We start from the raw sequence: 3,493 nt of genomic DNA, 5'->3' as shown, positions 1-3,493 counted from the left end.
GAGATGCATTGTATCTTTGAGGTATAAATAAGTAAAAATTTTCATATTTAGGTTGGTTTAGTAATTTGAAATTATTGACTTTTTGAAAATTGACCAAAGGAGTTGTTAGGTTCTCCTTTCTCATAGAAAATTCAAACCGATTTCAAATCTTAAAAAAATCCTGGTTGTTAGGTTCCAGGATTTTTTTTATGTCCAAAAGTGAAGGAAGGTGACTCCATTATTTTATAGAAAAACACTTCAGTTAGTACATAGGTCATTTTACATCTTAAAAAAGTCGTTTCACTTAGTTTGAAGGCTTATCAGCAGATATGTCTTGTATCTTTGAAGTAAGAGTAAATATAAATTTTATATTTAGATTGGTTAGTTTTTTTTAGAAGTGGTTATTAAATTGAAGATTGTATTTAGAGTTGTTAGGTTCTCTAATTTCATAGAAATAATAACAAGCTTGAAAATTGAATAATCCCGGTTATTAAGTTAACTGGGGTTTTTTAGTTTTATGTGTAACCAATGTTACTTTCAGAGCAAAAGTTTGCCTTTAGTTTTGCAACAAAGACAGAACTATGTTGAAACAATTTTTTCCTTTTTTAACTTGGATACAGGGTTATAAAGGAAACTTTTTTAAAAATGACTTTGTTGCCGGTGCCACTGTAGGAGTGTTGTTAATTCCTCAAGGAATGGCCTATGCAATGATTGCTGGTCTCCCTCCTCAATATGGATTGTATGCGGCATTGATACCACAACTTATTTATGCGTTGATGGGGACATCACCGGTTTTAGCAGTTGGACCCGTGGCAATGGATTCTTTATTGGTAGCAAGTGGTTTAGGATCTTTGGGGATTGTGGGGATAGAAAATTATATTTCCGCCGCAATTTTTTTATCTCTATTTATGGGAGCTATGCAGTTGCTTCTTGGGGTTTTGAAAATGGGCATGGTAGTAAATTTTTTATCTAAACCTGTAATTAATGGATTTACATCAGCAGCTGCGATTATCATTGCTGTGAGTCAAATTAAGAGTTTTGCAGGTATTTCTCTATCTAATAGCGGAACATTTATTACAAAGCTAGTCGCTGTTTTTAGTTCCTTAGAAACGGTGCATATAATGACTTTACTTATAGGGAGTATTAGTATTGTGTGTATTCTGTTCTTAAAAAAGATTTCCACAAAGATTCCAAGTGGGCTGATTTTGATAATGATAGCATTGCTGTTATCTTATTTTTTGGACCTAGAAGGATTTGGTGTTTCTGTTATTGGTAATATTCCAAAGGGCTTACCTCCGGTTGGCATTCCAAATATAGAAATGGATCAAATAAAACAATTGTTTCCCATAGCCTTGACTCTGGCTCTTATTGCATTTATGGAGGCCATTGCGGTAAGTAAATCGTTTGAGGAGGAACAATCGGAATATGAGGTAGATCCAAATCAAGAATTAGTCGCATTGGGAACAGCCAATATTATAGGTTCTTTTTTTGCATCTTATCCTTCGACAGGTGGATTTTCTAGAACTGCTGTAAATGTGCAAGCAGGAGCCAAAACAAATTTAGGAGCTTTGATTAGCATGCTTATTATTGGAGTGACTCTTTTGTTTTTGACGCCTTTGTTTTATTATTTACCAAAGGCTGTTTTAGCTGCCGTAGTTTTGGTTGCTGTAAGTGGATTAATTGATGTTGAGTACCCTAAAAGATTGTATCAAAAAAGAAAAGATGAGTTCTTTTTGTTAGTTTTTACTTTTGTGGTTACCCTAGTTATTGGCGTAAAAGAGGGAATTCTATTGGGGGTTCTTTTATCAATTTTTTTAATGATTTATAGAACATCCAAACCGCATATCGCCGTTTTGGGGAATGTAAAGGGAAGTGATTATTATAAAAATATATCTCGTTTTGAACAAGACGTAGAAGATAGGGAAGATCTCGTAATCGTAAGATTCGATGCCCAACTGTACTTCGGAAATAAAGATTACTTCAAAAAAGAATTATTCAAATTGATCGATAAAAAAGGGAAACAGTTGAAAGCTGTGATTTTAAATGCCGAGTCAATCAGCCATATTGATAGCAGCGCTAATTTAATGTTGCTCAAGTTGGTGTCTAAATTAAAAGAACGTGATGTGAAATTTATCATTACAGGCGCTATTGGTCCTACACGAGATATCATCTATTCAGGTGGTATTGTGGAGATTATTGGAACTGAAAATCTGTTTGTTAGGACCTCAGAGGCGGTTTGTTATTTTGATAGTAAATGTGCGCCTTCCTTGATTCAGAAAAAAATCACACGACAAAATAAATTGTAGTGTAACATATGTTACTCTCAGAAGTTTAATGCAAAAGTATCTTTGTAATAACAAATAGAAACAACATGAAAATAGAACAAATTTATACGGGATGTTTGGCTCAAGGAGCTTATTATATTGAAAGCGCTGGAGAAGTTGCTATTATTGATCCATTGAGAGAGGTACAACCTTATATGGAGCTAGCAACAAAAAATAATGCAAAAATAAAATACATATTTGAAACACATTTTCATGCAGACTTTGTAAGTGGACATGTGACGCTTGCTAAAAAGACCGGGGCAGAGATTATTTATGGCCCTAATGCAGAAACGACTTTTGATTCTTATAAAGCTAAGGATAACGAAGTGTTTTCTGTGGGAGATGTAAGCATCAAAGTATTGCACACTCCTGGCCATACTATGGAAAGTTCTACTTTTTTATTATTAGACGAAAAAGGAAAGGAGCATGCTATATTTAGTGGTGATACACTTTTTTTAGGGGATGTTGGTAGACCGGATTTGGCACAGAATGCCACGGGAATGACCCAAGAAGAGTTGGCAGAAACGTTATTTGATAGTTTGCGTTTAAAAATAATGACTTTACCTGACCATGTGTTAGTGTACCCAGGTCATGGTGCAGGATCTGCATGTGGTAAAAACATGAGCAAAGAAACTGTTGGATTGTTAGGAGACCAAAAGAAGCATAATTATGCGCTTCGATTGGATATGACCAAAGAGGAATTTGTCAAAGAAGTAACAGATGGTTTGCTACCACCACCGGTATATTTTCCTTTAAACGTAAAAATGAATAGGGAAGGGTATTCTGATATATCAGAAATTATTAAAGAAGGCTCTCATGCTTTAGATCCAGATGAATTTGAAAAGATAGCCAATGATTCGGAAGCATTGATCTTAGATGTAAGGACTCAAGATGACTTTGCTAAATCACATATTCCAAACGCTATCTTCATTGGGTTAAATGGAGGTTTTGCGCCTTGGGTGGGTGCTTTGATAGGAGATGTGCAGCAACCAATTTTATTGATTACACCTGAAGGAAAAGAAGAAGAAGCCATTACACGTTTGTCACGTGTTGGTTTTGATAATACATTAGGATGTTTGAAAGGTGGGATGGAAGCATGGATTGCTTCAGGGAAAGAACATGACTCTGTGAAAAATATATCGGCTTCGGCATTTGCTGAGAAAGTAGGGGAGTCAAAAATATTTGATGTA

Annotated in this window: 2 protein-coding genes; both read left to right on the top strand. The window is 35.0% G+C overall.

The window, feature by feature from the left end; translation table 11 throughout:
* Positions 1-560 precede the first annotated feature (560 nt).
* Positions 561-2,285: a sulfate permease gene (sulP, locus tag P8H68_RS01590; protein ID WP_300320771.1), complete on the top strand. Its 1,725-nt coding sequence runs from the start codon at positions 561-563 to the stop codon at positions 2,283-2,285.
* A gap of 65 nt (positions 2,286-2,350) precedes the next feature.
* On the top strand, positions 2,351-3,493 hold a 1,143-nt coding region (locus P8H68_RS01585; RefSeq protein WP_300320768.1), incomplete at its 3' end, for an MBL fold metallo-hydrolase.

It is taken from the genome of Flavicella sp. (genome assembly GCF_029238425.1).
Taxonomy (GTDB): Bacteria; Bacteroidota; Bacteroidia; order Flavobacteriales; family Flavobacteriaceae; genus Flavicella.
Note: the sequence above shows the minus strand (reverse complement) of the source record. Positions and strands in the feature narration are given on the sequence as shown.

What these genes read in the sequence shown, in the direction of transcription:
- sulP (WP_300320771.1), top strand. Translation starts at nt 561, where the DNA reads ATGTTGAAACAATTTTTTCCTTTTTTAACTTGGATACAGGGTTATAAA.